The 15,264-nt window shown below is 58.7% G+C and carries 20 protein-coding genes and 1 tRNA gene; 15 read left to right on the top strand and 6 right to left on the bottom strand.

Going from position 1 to position 15,264, the window contains the following annotated elements; genetic code table 11:
- Nucleotides 1-9: 9 nt before the first annotated feature.
- The 6 genes from NKJ88_RS06025 to NKJ88_RS06000 form a co-directional block, all read right to left on the bottom strand.
- The gene (locus tag NKJ88_RS06025) at nt 10-408 is read right to left on the bottom strand and encodes a hypothetical protein (RefSeq protein ID WP_352443742.1); all 399 of its coding nucleotides are present in this window, start codon (nt 406-408) and stop codon (nt 10-12) included.
- Between the two features lie 19 nt (nt 409-427).
- Entirely contained in the window at nt 428-1,558 is a 1,131-nt protein-coding gene (locus tag NKJ88_RS06020; protein WP_352443741.1) for an ABC transporter C-terminal domain-containing protein, read from the bottom strand.
- A 73-nt stretch (nt 1,559-1,631) separates the two neighbouring features.
- Nucleotides 1,632-3,065 (bottom strand): SGNH/GDSL hydrolase family protein, encoded by a 1,434-nt coding sequence (locus tag NKJ88_RS06015; protein WP_352443740.1) that lies wholly within the window; start codon nt 3,063-3,065, stop codon nt 1,632-1,634.
- Nucleotides 3,062-3,370 (bottom strand): hypothetical protein, encoded by a 309-nt coding sequence (locus NKJ88_RS06010; protein WP_352443739.1) that lies wholly within the window; start codon nt 3,368-3,370, stop codon nt 3,062-3,064. The genes NKJ88_RS06015 and NKJ88_RS06010 overlap by 4 nt, the downstream gene beginning before the upstream one ends.
- A 2-nt stretch (nt 3,371-3,372) precedes the next feature.
- Nucleotides 3,373-4,725 (bottom strand): hypothetical protein, encoded by a 1,353-nt coding sequence (locus NKJ88_RS06005; RefSeq protein WP_352443738.1) that lies wholly within the window; start codon nt 4,723-4,725, stop codon nt 3,373-3,375.
- Nucleotides 4,726-4,871: 146 nt separating this feature from the next.
- Nucleotides 4,872-6,542 carry a phage terminase large subunit family protein gene (locus tag NKJ88_RS06000; RefSeq protein WP_352443737.1) on the bottom strand — a complete coding sequence of 557 codons (1,671 nt, stop codon included), beginning with the start codon at nt 6,540-6,542 and terminating at the stop codon, nt 4,872-4,874.
- Nucleotides 6,543-6,728: 186 nt separating this feature from the next.
- Here NKJ88_RS06000 and NKJ88_RS05995 point away from each other — a divergent pair, with 186 nt between their 5' ends.
- From NKJ88_RS05995 to NKJ88_RS05925, 15 genes are all read left to right on the top strand, one after another.
- Complete coding sequence (locus tag NKJ88_RS05995; protein WP_352443736.1) at nt 6,729-7,178, top strand: hypothetical protein; 450 nt, start codon at nt 6,729-6,731, stop codon at nt 7,176-7,178.
- Complete coding sequence (locus NKJ88_RS05990) at nt 7,175-9,625, top strand: phage/plasmid primase, P4 family (RefSeq protein ID WP_352443735.1); 2,451 nt, start codon at nt 7,175-7,177, stop codon at nt 9,623-9,625. The genes NKJ88_RS05995 and NKJ88_RS05990 overlap by 4 nt, the downstream gene beginning before the upstream one ends.
- A 48-nt stretch (nt 9,626-9,673) precedes the next feature.
- A complete protein-coding gene (locus NKJ88_RS05985) occupies nt 9,674-9,901 on the top strand; it encodes a hypothetical protein (protein ID WP_352443734.1) in 228 nt (75 codons plus the stop codon).
- 323 nt (nt 9,902-10,224) lie between these two features.
- Nucleotides 10,225-10,809, top strand: a complete 585-nt coding sequence (locus tag NKJ88_RS05980) for a hypothetical protein (protein ID WP_352443733.1) — start codon at nt 10,225-10,227, stop codon at nt 10,807-10,809.
- Between the two features lie 194 nt (nt 10,810-11,003).
- Nucleotides 11,004-11,504, top strand: a complete 501-nt coding sequence (locus NKJ88_RS05975; protein WP_352443732.1) for a hypothetical protein — start codon at nt 11,004-11,006, stop codon at nt 11,502-11,504.
- A gap of 66 nt (nt 11,505-11,570) precedes the next feature.
- Nucleotides 11,571-11,661: transfer RNA gene (locus tag NKJ88_RS05970), tRNA-OTHER, on the top strand.
- Nucleotides 11,662-11,709: 48 nt separating this feature from the next.
- On the top strand, nt 11,710-11,994 hold the full coding sequence (locus NKJ88_RS05965) for a hypothetical protein (RefSeq protein WP_352443731.1): 285 nt from the start codon (nt 11,710-11,712) through the stop codon (nt 11,992-11,994).
- 432 nt (nt 11,995-12,426) lie between these two features.
- Nucleotides 12,427-12,561, top strand: coding sequence for a hypothetical protein (locus NKJ88_RS05960; RefSeq protein ID WP_352443730.1), 135 nt, complete (start codon nt 12,427-12,429; stop codon nt 12,559-12,561).
- A gap of 336 nt (nt 12,562-12,897) precedes the next feature.
- Nucleotides 12,898-13,224 (top strand): DUF6197 family protein, encoded by a 327-nt coding sequence (locus NKJ88_RS05955; RefSeq protein ID WP_352443729.1) that lies wholly within the window; start codon nt 12,898-12,900, stop codon nt 13,222-13,224.
- The gene (locus NKJ88_RS05950) at nt 13,218-13,433 is read left to right on the top strand and encodes a hypothetical protein (RefSeq protein WP_352443728.1); all 216 of its coding nucleotides are present in this window, start codon (nt 13,218-13,220) and stop codon (nt 13,431-13,433) included. The genes NKJ88_RS05955 and NKJ88_RS05950 overlap by 7 nt, the downstream gene beginning before the upstream one ends.
- On the top strand, nt 13,430-13,639 hold the full coding sequence (locus NKJ88_RS05945; protein ID WP_352443727.1) for a hypothetical protein: 210 nt from the start codon (nt 13,430-13,432) through the stop codon (nt 13,637-13,639). Before NKJ88_RS05950 ends, NKJ88_RS05945 begins: the two co-directional genes overlap by 4 nt.
- Nucleotides 13,640-13,807: 168 nt before the next feature.
- Nucleotides 13,808-14,167 (top strand): hypothetical protein, encoded by a 360-nt coding sequence (locus tag NKJ88_RS05940; RefSeq protein WP_352443726.1) that lies wholly within the window; start codon nt 13,808-13,810, stop codon nt 14,165-14,167.
- The gene (locus NKJ88_RS05935; RefSeq protein ID WP_352443725.1) at nt 14,164-14,499 is read left to right on the top strand and encodes a GNAT family N-acetyltransferase; all 336 of its coding nucleotides are present in this window, start codon (nt 14,164-14,166) and stop codon (nt 14,497-14,499) included. Before NKJ88_RS05940 ends, NKJ88_RS05935 begins: the two co-directional genes overlap by 4 nt.
- Complete coding sequence (locus tag NKJ88_RS05930; RefSeq protein WP_352443724.1) at nt 14,496-14,840, top strand: hypothetical protein; 345 nt, start codon at nt 14,496-14,498, stop codon at nt 14,838-14,840. Before NKJ88_RS05935 ends, NKJ88_RS05930 begins: the two co-directional genes overlap by 4 nt.
- A complete protein-coding gene (locus NKJ88_RS05925) occupies nt 14,800-15,177 on the top strand; it encodes a hypothetical protein (protein ID WP_352443723.1) in 378 nt (125 codons plus the stop codon). The genes NKJ88_RS05930 and NKJ88_RS05925 overlap by 41 nt, the downstream gene beginning before the upstream one ends.
- Nucleotides 15,178-15,264 lie beyond the last annotated feature (87 nt).

Here is a 15,264-nt window from a genome sequence, read left to right as displayed (position 1 = left end):
TCTCCGTGATTACAGCTTGACGACGGTGGCGACGAGGCCAACGACTTCAGTGACAAAATTGACGTTGTGGTTGGCGGTGCCTGCCTTGACTTCGCCGGCGCCGGCGCCAATGACGGTGTCACCGACAATGACCGTGGAACCCGACTTGATCGGCAAGGTGTTGGCGAACTTCAGCTCGACGGCGCCAACGAGGGTGCCTTCGATGGTGCGGTCTTCGACCGTCGCGAGACGACCAATGATTGCATCGCCATCGCCGGAAAGCTTGACCGTGTTCGCGACCGCGCTCATCGAGATAGCCTTGCCCACGTCAGCGGCAGTGATGCCGGCCGTAAGCTTGAAGGTCAGGCTGAAGTCTTCGAAGTGAAAACCCGCGAGACTGACAGAAGTGTGGAAAGGAGTGCCGGCCATAATTCAAAATCTCCGTGGGTTAGTTCTTGCGGACGCGGAAGGCGCCGAGGTTGGCAGGAGCCGCGTTCTTTTCGCCTTCGGCAGCGTCGTGCGCCTTGCCGCCGGCGACCAGAAGAGCGGCCATGTTCGTGGTCGTCTCGGTCAGGAGAGCCTCGATCTCCGGAACCGTCTCAGGCACCGTGATGTTCAGCTTGCCAGCAGCGGTCGTGACCTTGGTGGCGATGCCCTTGAGGGCGGTCATCGCGACGGCCAGCTCAGCGTTCTTGGCTTCCAGATCGGTCTTGACAGTGGCGAGTTCAGCGGCCACTTCGGGCTTCGCAGCATCAGCGAGCTGAAGCTTGAGAGCAGCGATCTCGGTGTCCTTGCCGGCCACGGACGCTTCGAGAGCACTGAAGGCAGAGACCTTCAGAGCAAGCTCGACGCTCTTTTCGTTCAGGCTGGCGACGAGAGTGGTAAGATCCATTTGGTCGTTCCTCGTAGATGCCGCCAAGATGAAGATGTTCGGGTCCAAACCGCTGGCGGCGAGTTTCTGATACGAGGACCCAAAGTGTGCTTGGTCACGAGGAACGATGCGGGCGTTCTGCGCCCCACCCTTTCCTACGAGTGACGTTTCAAACCAGACGTCGAGACCGACAAGCTTGCCGTAGCAGCCGTTCTCGCCCAGAGTGTTTCCATCAGGGTCAGTGCCAGTCCAAACGTTGTCGAAGGTCGAGTCGGCGCCGAGATAGTCGAACCCGGAAACGCTGTTGATGATCTTCTTCGAGAGGACCGACACAGAAACCTGGTCTACAGTTCCGGCGTCGATTTTCTTGATCGTGTCGGTTTCGGTCTCATCCACGAAGAACAAGACACGAAGCTCGGAATTCGCACCGGTGTCGACCACTTGTCCGTGGAAGACGCGGCCTTTCGGCAGGACCTCGGAGTCGTGCATGACCTGAAGTGGAACGCTCTCCTGCGACAGAGACGCGGCCATTTCCATCAGCATTCCACGGTCCACAACCGACTTGTTGTAGAGCGGATGCTTCTTGCGGAGCGGGAGCGTGTTGAGTGCAATCGCCTCGAAGACAGCCAGGTTGTCGACCGCTATGTCGTTGCCCACCGCAGCGCGGAGACGGGCTAGGATATCGGGGGTCTTTACTACCTGTTTCATTCTTCACTGAAGATGTGCAGCCAGGGGTATGGATGCAAACTTCAGGTGAGTCGTGACGATGAGGTATGATGAGTTATGCTATAGCCGCTTCGATAGCGGGCTTGAACGCCGCAGCCCAAAGCTGCTGACCCGCGTCGTTGAAATGTACGATGTCGGCATAGTAATCTGTCGAGTAGCTCGCAAGCTGAGGAATAGCTGCGAGGTCTACGAGGATCGCACCGGACTTTAGGGACGCATAGTTGGCTCGCAGCCAGGTGTTATAGTCGGTGCGAGCTGTCCCGCTTTCGGTCGAACGGAATGGACACGTAGCGACGATGAGAGCCTGATTGGCATGGACGCCGGCGCAGTAAGACTGAGCATCGGCCTGGGCTTGCGCCGCAGTGCGGCCCGCCGTGAAGTCGTTGATCGCCGGCCCGCCCATGACTACAACGTTCTTGGCGTAGGATGCGTCATAGAGAGCTGTGATGCGAGTTGCGACAGCACCTGCCATGGATTGCAGCGTCTGCCCACCAATGCCCATGTTGATGGCATGTGCAGGTTTGCTCAGCGATCCGAGAACACGCTTTGCCCATGTTTGATTAAGGAAGTGGCCGCTGCCTTCGGTGCGGCTGTCGCCGTCGAAAATGATGAGATTGCTCGCTGTGGTCAGGACGTTACACTGGGCATAAAGCGCCGTTTCGACCTGGAGGCAGTCCGCATCCGAGAGCGCCGCATTGTAGACCACTGCGGCCATGAGATCGAACTCGCCATCATAGCTGGCGGTAGTGCTGTGGTGGCCAAATGCAATGCCTGTGACCGTCCCGGCGGCGGGCGCGGTCGCGATAAGCTGTGCCGACCCATTGACGGCAAACTGCTTGCCAGCGGAACTACCACGCCAGCGGAGCACCTGAGGCTGGATGCGAGGCATCTTACGGGTCGAATTGAACGGTGAGGTGTTGTTGCCTCGAAGGCCGACATTTGCCGACGACGTGAACAGCGAGAGCGTAGTGGCGCTATCAGGCTGACAGGCATAGTAGTTGTCGTTGAACGAGAAGCTCGGGACCATGAGTAGGAACATGGTGAAGGCCGACTTCTCGGTCGTCGGGCCGCTGGCCGTGCCCATGTATTTTGACTTCACCCCGACGGCGAGTGGCGAGCTATCAAAGTGGACGGCAGGCTGAAGTCCATTGACCAGCAGGTTGCTGGCTGATGGTTGGTTCGCCTTGATCGCCTGAGCGATATGGTTCCCATTACCTGTTTGGTCGTAGAGCGTTTTCCATTGATGGGATGACAACGTCAGACCGGACACGTTCGCAAACTTCGAGCCGAAAGGGATATCCGCTTCAACATCATCCGAGACGCGCTGAACCCGCCCCGCAGCACCGGCATACGTCGCGAGGAGCTTCGAGGTGCCTACGACAAAGGATGGGGCGGCCGAGACGGTCGGAAGAAATGTAGGGAGGACAATTGGGGTTGAGGACCGCTTATGCTGCCGCTGGAAGCCAAGTCTGAGCCGGGTGTGCATCATGCCAGGATTGCCGCCACTTTGTAGCCGGCGGTCGCCGAGAACTGATACGTGCTGCCGTCCTTGAGGAGCATGCCGGAGCCGACGACTGCGACGGGGGTGCCAGGGCCGAAGGCGATCCAGACATCGGCGCCGACTGGCGTGAGGTTCCAAATTTCACCGCCCGCTGCCGGGTTATCCGAGACCACGCTTGTTGCGGACGTGGTCTTGATCTCCGAGGCCGAGAAGCGGTCGCTCATCAGCGGGAAGGCACCCAGGCCATGTTGCTGGTGCAGGGTGATACCTCGGGTGATGTTCAGGGTGCTCATGGTTAGGCCTCAAGGATCATGGAGAGAGCGGCTTTGACCGCGTTGGACTTGGCTGCTTTGCTGCCAGGCGCGGAGAGCGAGCGGCCGAGCGGATCGCCGTTCGGTGAGGCCTTGCTGGCGTCGATGGCGCCGGGATCGCCGGCGAACTTGGTGCCCGACAGTTCCGGAGCTGCATCCGGCCGCAGCCGGCGGTACATCTGGATGTGGTATTCGTCGTCGGTGATCAGCCCGTCACTGAGGTCCTGGCGAAGCCTGGACGACTTCAGCATCAGCTGCGGTTCCAGCTCCAGGTCGGGGCGCAGCTCGGCCTTGACGAACGTCAGCTCGGCGAAGCCCTGGTAACCGGACTGGTGCAAGATGAAGGATGCGACGTTGGTCAGGATTTCGGCGACCGGCTCGTTCAGCTCATCGGCGTTCATGGCCGCGATCCGCGACTCGACCGAAGACGTGTTGACGCCAGAGGCGCCGCGACCAATGACGGTCGCCATGGTCTTGAGCCCGGCCTGGTTCTGGGCGTTCAGCGTCTCGATGATTTTGGAGATGTCGACGCCCATGCCTGGGTTCTTGTCGTTCAGGATCGTCGGCTCGACCGAGTCCCAGTGAACGAACGCCTGGTCGGGACGCATGTTGCCGAAGGTGGTCTGCACTTCGCTCATGCGAGCTTCGAGCCAGACCTTCTGCTTCTCGGTGTCGTTCTTGATGTTCGAAGGCATGTTTTTCAACATGATCTCTTCGACCAGGGAGATATCGAGGCGCGGGTAGCCCGTCTTCTGCATGATCCGGTAGAGGTCGTTGATGACCTGTTGCCGGGCAGCGATGGTGTTGATCGACGAGACGAACGTCGAATAGCTGTAGATGTCCGTCGGGTCGCGCCGGAAGAACGAGACGAAGAAGGTAGGGATGTCGAGATTGACGCCAGGGTCGGTTACGCCTGGCACCTTCTGGAATGGCTTGAACTGCCCAGGCTTCTTCTCGAACCACTGGATGCTGGCCATGTCGACCGTCCGCAGCTCGGACGGCGCGAGCTTGTCGTCCAGGACCAGTTCGACGCCGATGGCACCACGGAGCAGGCCCATGTAGCGCATCTCTTCGGCGATGGTCTTGAGGTTCTTCTTCAGCTGGAAGCCGAGGGTGTAGTCGGTCGGCACCGTCAGGAACTTCATCGCCTGTTCGAGTGCCTTCGTCTGGTCACGGTCGATCTGGCCGTCCATGTCGCGGACGAGGAGCAGCGGCTCGGTGTTCGCCATCGTGAGATAGGAGAAGACAGCAGCCGAGACATCGGGGTCGGTCTTGAAGAGACCCTTGAGCAGGGTGCGGCTGTCATCCGACTGCCGAGACGCGAAGATGTCGGTCAAGTGCTCCTGGTAGAGCGGAGCGGTCAGGACACGTTCAGCTGCCGCCGGGTTGAACGTCGCCGTAGCGGCGACACCTCCCTTTTTGGCAGACTTCTTTGGCGCAACAATAGCGAGTAGTTTGCCCAGCGTAGAGGCCAAAGGATGTCCTAACTAATGGTTCCCAGTGATATGGCTTCTTTGCGCCTGGTTTGCACACCCATGGCCCCGCCTTCCTTCATCATTACGATGAGGTTTGATGTGGTGAACATCGAGCGGGGGTCCGCGTCGGAGCGGTAGAGGAGGGCGTCGTTGACGCGGGTCGCGAAGATGCCGTACGCAATGGCGTGAAAGAAGTGGTCATTGCCGGTGAGCTTCTGCCAGATGGCCGAAGTGTCTTCCTTCTCGATGCGGACCATGTCTTGGAGATGGGCCACGAGGAGGTGTTCGAACTTGCCGTAGCCGATCATCTGGAAGCGGCGCTTCCGGACCATGGTGGCGACGGTGTCGATCATGATCGTCCGGTTGGCGCGGACGTGGGAGATGTTGTCCAGCTCATCCTTGACCAGCTGCACGGCGGCGGACGTGGGCGACGAAGCGTACTCGACCGGGATCACCAGGCCGTCGGTCTCGTCGAAGATGCTGTTCGCCAGCGGGGTGTAGGGGTGGCGATCCATGCAGCCGCCGACCAGCTCGTAGGTCTCCTTGATCTGCTTGACCTCGTCGAGGAGGTTGTCGGCCGCGACCTGGCGGAAGTCGAATATCACCGGCTCCTTCTGGCCGAGCCCGATCAGCACGATGTGGCAGACGATGCCCATGTCGATGCCGATGACCACGGGTCCGGTATAGGTGACAGGGCTTGAGCCCTTCATCACGGCGCGGATGTCTTCCTCGCTCAGGCGAGCGTTCGAGTCATTGAACGACTGGCCGAGCACCGTGTTGTACCAGCGGCGCAGGGCGTCCTTCTGCTTGTAGAGGATCAGCTGCTCGACGACGTATTCGACCGTCAGACGAGGAGTAGAAAAAGGACTAACGCGATAACCACGAGACTTGCGACCCGGAAAACGGGGAACCCAAGAACGGAGAGAGCTATCATGTACATCAAGAGGATTATGGCACCGTTCGCAATGGAGAAAAGAACCTGTGAGGTCCAGTCTCTCAACCATGTTGCTGTCGATTTCAGATAGGTCATTGAGGTCACCGCTCAGGCCGGGGATATGGACGAAGTTGGGGTTGAATTCAGGGATGTTGTGGTGCCGGCAGTGGTGGCAGCGAAGCATGTACTCGTGCTGGTCGCTGGCCTTGTAGGAGGCGTCGATGCCGAAGCCTTCAAAGGTCGGGGTCGAGAAGCCTTGGGTGATACGGTAGTCCGATCCCTGGAGGCGGGACTGGAACAGGGCCAGCATCTCCTGGTCAGACAGGTCGACTTCGTCGTGGAACAGGGCGTCCGCGTTAATGGAGGTTGCGTCACCTTCCTTGTTGCCGGTGAAGTAGCCGAAGGACTGGTTGATCTGGTAGAGGCCCATCGACCGGATCGGCTTGTCATAGCCGAGGTTGAAGACCCGCTCGCCGTTGACGATGGGACCGAAGCGGGTCTGGGACACGCGCTTCATCAGGATGTCGTCGGGCAGGGTGAAGATAGAGCTGACGGCCACGTTGCGGGCCAGGAAGGCAGCGAACTTGCGGAGCTGGACTTCAGTCAGGCCGATCTGAGAGCATTTGATGCAGCTCAGGTTCGGGTGCATGTCGTCGACGATCTGCTTCTGGAACTCGTATCCGTCGAACGAAAAGGGCTTCTTTCGGAGCTTGGTGTTCTTCATGATCCAGTCGGACATGGTCATGTTGTCGCTGTCTTCAGCGAACCGAGTCCGTACCTGTGATCTGAAGTCCTTTAGGTAGGGGTTGTTCTTCATTCCCAGCGTAAATGGGGATGAGTGTTCGAGGGCAAAACCCTATAGACTAAGAACCGCGGTGGCTTGTGATTTGGTTTTTTAACACGAGATAAGCTCCTTCACTGGAGCACACATATGTTCTACCCGACCGTCAAAGACGAAACGGTCTTGATGCTGAACGTCATCGTTCAAAGCATTGAGAAAGACCCCAATTATCTGACAAGTCCCGACTGCCCGTACTCGGATGTGGTCAAGAAGTTCTTCACCCGCGCCGTGCAAGCGGCCCCGGTCGACATCTTCGCGGACGATGACGAGGTTCAGGTCATCGACACCCAAATCTTCAAGATCATCAACGATCTGGAACGCTTCGGCCAAGCACTCGGCTCCGAAGACGTGACCGAGAAGCTCGCCTACTTCAAGACCAAGACCCTGCTGTTCGAGAAGCTGATCAGCATGAGAGAGCGGGCATTCACGCTCAAGGAGTTGAACGAGTTCCGCTCAACCATCCTCGGCTTCATGAACGAAGTCCTCACCAAAGATCAAGTGACCGAGCTGATGCGCCGGTTGGATGGAGCAGTCACATGAGTATTTTCGCCGACAACGCCCCGCTGTATTGGGCCAAAGGCCTGCCTGCCATTCCGTTGATCAAGGGTGAGAAGCGCCCGGCCATCAACCGCTGGCAGCTCTTCGCCGACACCAAGCCCTCCCAGGAAGAGATGGATGTTTGGGTCGACCATTTCCATGATGGCAACATCGGCATGCCGATGGGTCCGTCTTCCGGCCTCGTCGCAATCGATATCGACACCGACGACCCGAAGATCATCCACGTCCTCAACGGCCTGCTGCCGCCGACGCCTTGGACGCGCGTGGGCAAGAAGGGCATGGTCAAGATTTACCGCTTCGTCGGTGAGCGGACGTGCCGCATCAAGCACTCCGACGGCACGATGATCTGCGAAATCCTGTCCAAGGGTACGCAGATCGTGCTGCCGCCCTCGATCCACCCCGAGACCAAGCGGCCCTACACCGCCAACTGCAACCTCTTTGACGTGATCGGCGCCATTCCGGCGCTCCCGCTCGGCATCGAGGATCTGATCCGAGGCTGCTTGCAGGACCTGGGCATCGAGGTCTCGGTCGGCGGCGGCAACAACAAGGTCACGACCTTCGTTCCGGCCGGCGCCCGCGACAACACCATGGTCTGGCATGCCGGCCTGCTCGCTCGTGCCGTTACGCGGGGCGAGCGCTCGCTCCTGGAGGCTTTGGGCGAGATGGAGCATTGGGTCACCTCTTTCATCGAGAAGGTCATTGGTGACCCGCTCTCGGTCGAGAAAGCCCAGTCCAAGATCATCGAGTTCCTGGTCCGCGATGTCACCGGCGAGAAGCGCGTCGGCCTGCCGATCGGCTGGGACGAGGGCCTGACGGACGACGACAAGCAAAAGCTCGGCCTGGCCTTCACCGAGGACGACGAAAAGTGGACGGCCGACAAAATCCTGAACTACCTGGCTGTCGAGTTCGAGCGGTTCTCCGACCACAACTCGGAGGGCAGGCTGAATTCCATCAACGTCGCGCTCGACAAGGTGGCCCGAGCTGCTGGAACGATGAGCGTTCTCGACGAAGAGCGGGTGATGAAGTTCATCACCGGCCAGTCGGCGGGCTCGATCACCATCGCCACGCTTAAGAAGATGATCAATTCCCTGCGTCGTGGTGACATCGCGGGCGAAAATCATCAGGAAATTGCCGACGCGGTGCTCAAATTCGTCGACGAATACGGCGAACATCGCTTCGATATGGGCTCTTGGTGGCAGTGGAAGGGCGCTTTTTGGGATAAAAGGGACCCAAGTGACCTCCTAAAGGTCATTTCCATGGAATTCGGGACGTATCCGGCCTGCAAACGCTATTCCGACTACCAAGGCGTCCTCAAGGTCATGCAGTCCCTGGCTCAGAAGCCCCTCAAGCAGAACATGCTCAAGGGCCTGAACTTCGCCAACGGTTTCCTCACCGAAAACTTCGAATTGGTCGATCACAACCCCGATCAGGGCATGATTTACATCCTGCCGTTCCGATACATGCCCGAGCTGGCCGGCCACATGCCGATCTTCAACCAATTCCTGGCTGACAGCTGGGGACACGACCCGGATTACATGGACAAGGTCGCCGCGCTTCAGGAAGCCATCGGTTCGACGATCTTCGGCCATGCCACGACCTACCAGCGGGCGGTCTGCCTGTTCGGTGCGCCGGGTTCGGGCAAGTCCAGGGTCACCGCGATCCTTCAGGGGCTGCTGCCGCCCAATGCAGTGTCCTCGATCCCGCCGACCGACTGGGGTGACAAGTTCCTGCCGGCCCAGATGCACGGCAAGGTGCTGAACTTTGCCGGCGAGCTGTCGGAGAGCAAGTCCATTCCAGGCGACAGCTTCAAGAAGATCGTCACCGGCGAAACGATCTCGGCCCAGCACAAGAACATGCCGGCCTTCGAATTCCGGCCGATGTGCGCCCAGTGGTTCTCCTCGAACCATCTGCCCAAGACCAGGGACAGCTCCGACGGCTTCAACCGCCGTTGGCTGATCCTGGAATGGAACCGTCGTGTCGACGCGGCCAAGAAGATCGTCGATCTCGACCAGATCATCCTGGAGCACGAGCGAGAGGCAATCGTTGCCTGGGCGGTCGAGGGCTTCCAGCGGCTGGTCAAGAACAACGAATACACGCTTCCGTCCTCGCATCTCGCATGCGTCGACCAGATGGCAACCGACAACAACTCGGTGCGATATTTTTTGGCCAATTGCCCCACGATCATCGTCGGTCAGGCGAAGATGGTGGGGCAGTCCAAGACACGCATTTCGTTGGGGGAGTTACACGGCGAGTATTGGTCTTTCTGCATCGGTATGGGCATTGCCCAGCGTGTTTCATTACAGGGTTTTCAGAAAATGATGAAAGAGTTGCAGGTCGTTTTCGCGTTTCACGAGGCTTTAGAGCCGAAGGCTTTAGCTGCCCCGACAGTTTCGTACGAGTCGATCACACTTGCTCCTCGGACGAGGTAGTCGTCGTGCTTGAGAAGGCATGGTGGGAATGGGAAAGGGAGTTGTATCTTGGCGCATCGAAATGAAACCATCAACAGGCTTTGGATGGCGTTCCAGGCTTCCGGCCTGAGCGTGTGCGAGTTCACAACTCTTAGTCTATTGGAATTGGCAAAACTCAACATTGCCGAGTTGCAGGATATCGACGAAGGTATAGCTCACCTGAAAGAGCACTTCGTGGTTCTGGACGGGGATCAAGAGCGGATGCGACATGTCCTGGACATCGTCACTTTCCACTAAAGGTCTCCCGACTGGATCAAGGAACAAGGCTCGCTTCGGCGGGCCTTTTTCGTATCTAAGTCTATAGGGTAAAAAATGGATTTTCAAAATTTTTCTAGCGGTGAATGTGGGACCATAGTGCCCGCAACCCCATGCTGCATAAGGAAAAAGGTGTACTCCTTAGTCGAACCCACAACATCCCCGTATGGTACTCTGTATTTAGGCCTTCGGGCCGGGGCCGCCGGCCTCGCCTCTCTTGCCTCTCCCCTCTAGGGACAGGACTGGGAGAGGTGTGTCTGAAGCAAACTTTCCCCCACGGGGGAACAAACGAAGGAAAAAGGGTTATGACCGGTTTCACGATTGCGGCGCTCGCTGGGCGCATCCAGAAGATCGACAGTTCTGTCCAGTGGAAGAACTACACCGCGCTTGCCTGCCTTGGGCAGGTCAAGGGCTCCAAGAAGTCCACGCTGGAAACGCAAGTTTTCGGCAAGGACAAGCCGACGAAAGACTTCAACAACGCATGGTCGCGGGCCAAGCACCTCTTCCATCAGGTGACGGTCGACCACAAGGCGACCTTTGCCGAAAGCGGCATCGATGACGCGGTCGCCTTGATGTCGACCATTCTGGCCAATCACATGACGGCCTTGGACGTCAACGGCCGCACCGCATACGATCTTGTCTGCCAGTACGCCAGCAAGGCCGACATCCCGGTGGCGGAAGTCGAACCGGAAGCCGACGCCACAGAACCGGAAGCCGAAGAGGTTTCCACCACGGTGGAAGCCGAGACCGGCGCACCTGCCGAGCTGCCCAGCCCGGTGATCGCGGCAAAGCTCCTCATCGACGGCATGTCGATGGATGAGATGAACGAACTCGCGGTCTACCTCACCGGCCGCATGGTCTCGATACAGGAGACCAAGATCGCCGCCTAGGCCCTACGCCACTACCACCTAGGGCACACGCCCTAGGTGCCTCTTCCTAGGCCTCACGTCCCTGTGGCCTAGGCGCTTGCCCTCGACCCTGCCTCCAGCGGGTCGAGGGCATCTTCTCGCCCATGCACATTAGCGCGGAGCCTTCTTGGTATTCGCAAAGAGCGGGGTTTCGAAATCCCCGCAAGGGGAAACTCATGCTGAAATCCTTCGCTGAACTGGCAACCTTCGTCGTGGCTCCCAAGCCTAGGGCAGGGGGCCAGGTTCTCCCCGATCTGGCGCAGGCTCCCATGCGAGCCCAACATCCCGGTGCGAGGCGCGTTTACATGCGGCCGGCGCCATTCGATCCCAATGCGCTCTACATGAGCGAGGGCAGCGTCAATTGGGCCAGAACCAGGCCCGATTTGGATGAGCACCGGCCACCCGAGCCTAAATTCGTCGACAGGGCGGCAGGCGAGGCGCCACAGCGCCTTCGGCCTGTTGCCGCGAGCATCGGGCGTCGAAACGAGAAACGCTTGTATGCGCCTGTAAACGGCCATGAAGAGGGGGAGCATGTGCTCTTCGTCGACAAGCTCACCGGCCAGGTTCTGGCCCGCTGCGTCGGCTCCCACGAACATGTGGTCGGCGAGGCCATTCGGCTGGCTATCTCCCAAGGCGGCACCATCGCGGACCTGGAGATAAAGTCGGCACAGGAATGAGGCGGGGGTGCCCACGTTCTGTGGAGTATAGCCTAGGCTATAATTTATGCCTGAGTTCAATGAAATCGACCCGTAGCTCAGCGGTAGAGCGGCGCCTCGTAAGGCGTGGCGTTTGATTATCAAACTGAAGGCGTGGGTTCGACACCCACCGGGTCGACTATCCCGTATCTGACATACGCGACAGTTGCACAACATGAGGATTGCCATGGACAACGTAGGTCCCGGTGAGGTCGTCCACTGGAAAGCAATGACCCTCGACGAGGAACATCGCTTCCGGCGTGATCTGCCACCGAAGCTCAAGGAATTCATCCTCTATCACATGTCCGTGCCTCCAGCATGGAACATGATGAGGGAGCTGCTCGACAAGCTGGGTGAAGCCGGCTTGCTCGATCATCTGAAGCGCACCAACGCCATGATCCAGGTTCGGGAGTATGGCCGCGATTTCCACCGAAGACTGAGCCCATATCGCAAGATGGGCAAACTCTGCTGAACGGAGCGTCGACCAATGACTTGGTTCTGTATCTGAGCGCCACTAGGACACCGGCGCCGTAACATAAATAGGATGAAGGCCAATTGTCCGAGACTACGGCCTGCCAGTTGCCGAGCTGGTTGAACCAATTCGGTCCAATGGATTGACCTGAGCAAGTCAGGAAAACTGCTCACCAAGCCTACAAAACAGGAGCCCTACCATCATGCTCTAATCATCCCACGTCAGGCCTGAGCAAGCCTCATAAAACTGCTCGTCCCTCATTTATGGTGACCACATCCTGTTGCCACGCCAGTGGCTCCAGTCCTCCCCCGATTGGTGGATGTGGTCTCCATAACTGAACGGAGTTCGACATGCGTGGCGTAAACAATCCAATCGGCCGAGATCACCTCTGGCCGCTGTCGCAACTCATCATCCTCATGGGAGGAACTCTCTATGTCGTCCTTGCATCCGTACTATGAGACCGCTGTTGCCAGACAACGGCGCGAGTTTCGCGAGGAGATCACCGCCTTCCTCAAAAAGGTGGAAATTCAGACCGCAAAGCTCGCCGGGCGGCGAATTCTCATTTAAAAACAAGGGGATTTTCGCTTAGTCTATTGGTAGTCCCCTCTTAATATATACTCTTTCTTTTTCTTTTCCTTCCTTACACGTTAGGAGGAAAAGGAGGGCTAGAATATACGGTGTACGGTCCACGTTAATTCGGATCATTGAAACGCCATGGAATTTTTAGTCTATGGGTGTAAAGGTTATATCCAATAGACTTATACAAAGTCGGGGCTTTCGATAGGCCTTTTTAACAGGGCGAATTGTTGAATGTTTTCAGCAAACACCCTTCCGGCCATCAGCCCACGCACCCCATTCCCACTCTAATCACCCGCTGGCACTACTCCCAGCCGAGGAGAACCTATGCGCGACCGTCTCATCGCTGCCCGTGCCCGCATCGCCGAGCCCGAGAACTGGCTTCAAGGTCACTTCGCTCGAACCGCGACGGGTAAGGCTGTCCTCCCCGCTGACCCGAAGGCCACATGCTTCTGCCTCGTCGGCACACTCCGCGCCGACGACACCCCCGACGACCCAGCATTCAGCAGCTTGGTCGCGTTCGTCACCAAAATCATCCTCCACCGGTTCAAGGGTCGGTTCATCAACGCCCCTGCGTTCAACGACCACAAGGACACCACCCACGCCGGCGTCCTCCGCGTCTTGGACATCGCCATTGAGCGGGCACCATGCTGATCGCGCTCCTCGGCAAATACAAGAACCGTGCCGGCCAGGTGGTCATTGTCACCTCCCTCGATGATGCACCTGCCTCACGCCCCAACGAGCCGATCCGGGGCAACGTCGATGGCGTCATGTACCAAACATGTTGGCGCATCGATGGGACGTGGAGCGACGACGGTCGCCCTTATTGCTCCTTCGACATTGTGGAGAAAATCGAACGATGATGATCGCCTGCATCGGCAAGTTCCGGCTCCGCAACGGCTCGACCGCGATGATCAAGCAGATCGATTATCCCTCGGGAGAACCCATCAGAGGTGTGGTCAACCCAGGCCCCAACGAGTTCTTCGGCTCATGGCATGGCGAGGGACAGTGGGTCCGCTTCAGTGAAAGCGCCTACGACATCGTGGAGAAGCTCGATGGCCCATCGTAAATGCAGCCTCTGCGGCGAGGACGTTGTGCTTGTCCCGTCCGCCGCTGAGCGATCCAGAAAAACAGGCGAGTCGGTCAAGTCCTACCTCGACCGGTTCCCCCAACACGCCAAGTGCATCATTACCAAGCGTAATGCTGACACGATGGATCTCATCAAGAGGACAAGATCATGAACCGTCAGAAAGCCTTCGACACCGCCTATCTCGGCGTCATCAAAAAGGGCAAGCCCTCGATGACCAAAGGCGGCGGCTGCGTGTACCGCGGTCCTAATCGCCGCAAATGCGACATCGGCCAGCTGCTGACCAACAAGGAAGCGGAAGGTCTGGACAGCAGCGACGACACGAGCGTCAGAAAACTGTTCCGCGCTGGCGCTCTGCCGGCCAGGTTCATCGAGGCCGATCTGGATTTCTACGACGAACTTCAGTCCGCTCACGATCAGGCTGCTGACACCAGCAAGGACTTCCTCGACGCCTTCCGCGCCAATATGGCGACCGTGGCTCGTGACTACGAGCTGACGGTGCCGGCATGACACTGGTCAAAAGGTCTGGACCTTACGGCCTCTACCAAACCATCCACCTCGATGGCGCCCAATGTGACATCGACACCTTCCGCGAACCCGGTTCCGTGATCATCACTGGCCTCTACACGCCAGCTGAGCATCGCGGCAAGGGTGCCGCGACGAGACTGCTCCGTGCCCTCCGTCGCTGGGCAAAGAGAAACAAGCGCCGGCTGGTCCTGTATGTCGGCGCCTTCCGCGACAAGCCCATGACCAACAAGCAGCTCAGGGCCTTCTACGAGAAGGTGGGCTTCAAGGTCTACAACCGCGAATACGGCACTGATTGGATGGAGCTGACACCATGACCGCGAACCAAGAAGCCTTCAACATCGTGGCCACCCACCTCCTGGCCCAGAACGCCCAGGCCAAGACCGATCTCGGTAGCGGTTGCCCCGGCTGTGTCTATCTCGACCCGAACACAGGCCATCGATGCGCTGTCGGCATCCTGATCCCGGCTGACAAATACACCTCCGTCATGGAGGGCAAGTCACCGGGCGACATCCAGCGCTACCACGGCCTCTTCACCGATGTCAGCGAGGCGTTGTTGGACGATCTCCAGAGCGTCCACGACGACTATCACCCTGATCAATGGAAGGAACAGCTCTATGGTGTCGCCAAAGGCTACCACCTCCGCACCAACTTTTAAGGTCGGCAACAAGGTCACCATCAACGACCCGGAGCTGGACTTGCACCCGAACACGGTCGGGACAGTCGTGGAAGTCAAAGGCCCATTCTGGCCCGTCCTCTATATCCCCGGCATCCCGTTCGGCGAGAACTGCCGCTGGCCGGTCGATCCCCAATACCTGACCCGTGTCCCCCGCGTCCCCGTGGGCGGCATCCGTGTCCGCCGCATCGGCGCCGACACTGAGCGGATCAAGCACGGCGACGAGGGCGTGATCGAGGCTGTCGACGACAAGAAGGGCGTCAAGCTCGTCGGCCGCTCGGGCTGGTTCCTCCGGAAGCACTTCGAGGTGATCCGGTGACCGCCGACCGGATCATTCGCTCCACCGGCTTCACCTTGATGCTCTTGTCTATAGGTGCTGCCGCAATCGGGAACGTACCAGCGGCCA

The organism is Mesorhizobium sp. M0016 (genome assembly GCF_040324035.1).
In the GTDB taxonomy this organism is placed as follows: domain Bacteria; phylum Pseudomonadota; class Alphaproteobacteria; order Rhizobiales; family Rhizobiaceae; genus Mesorhizobium.
The sequence above is the reverse complement of the archived record's forward strand: the minus strand, read 5'-3'. Positions and strand labels throughout refer to the sequence as shown.